The organism is Hungatella sp. SL.1.14 (assembly GCF_024460495.1).
Lineage (GTDB): Bacteria > Bacillota > Clostridia > Lachnospirales > Lachnospiraceae > Hungatella > Hungatella hathewayi.
The window spans coordinates 1-394 of record NZ_JANFYJ010000163.1 but is presented as its reverse complement, the minus strand read 5'-3'; the positions used below and the strand labels follow the sequence as shown (position 1 = coordinate 394).

Annotated in this window: 1 protein-coding gene; it reads left to right on the top strand. The window is 51.0% G+C overall.

What is annotated here, in order from left to right:
* Positions 1-24: 24 nt before the first annotated feature.
* A partial coding sequence (locus NE473_RS30495) for an oxidoreductase (protein WP_502802857.1) occupies positions 25-394 on the top strand: 370 nt, incomplete at its 3' end.

Sequence of the window (394 nt, the reverse complement as noted above, 5' to 3'; positions counted from 1 at the left end):
TCCAGATTACTGGAAGAACTGAAGATAGGGTTCATGACTGTTAAAAATGCCGTTTTTATGGCGCCCATGTCTCTCGGATACGAGAGTCCGGACGGGACGGTCAATGAGACGATGCAGGAATACTGGCTGGCAAGAGCCAGAGGCGGCGTTGGCTGTATCATTACCGACGCGCTTTCTGTCGACCCGGATGTGTCGTATCTGGGAAATACTCTGTGCTTTAGAAATGAAGAGAGCATTGCATCCTACCGCCGTTTTACAGACAGAATCCATGAGTACGGGACAAAAATAATTCCGCAGATCACCCATCCGGGGCCGAAGAGCGTCAGTGCATTCCGGGGGATACCTCCTGTGGCCAGCAGTGTTTACTTAAATTCCATGGCTCAGAGGACAAGGG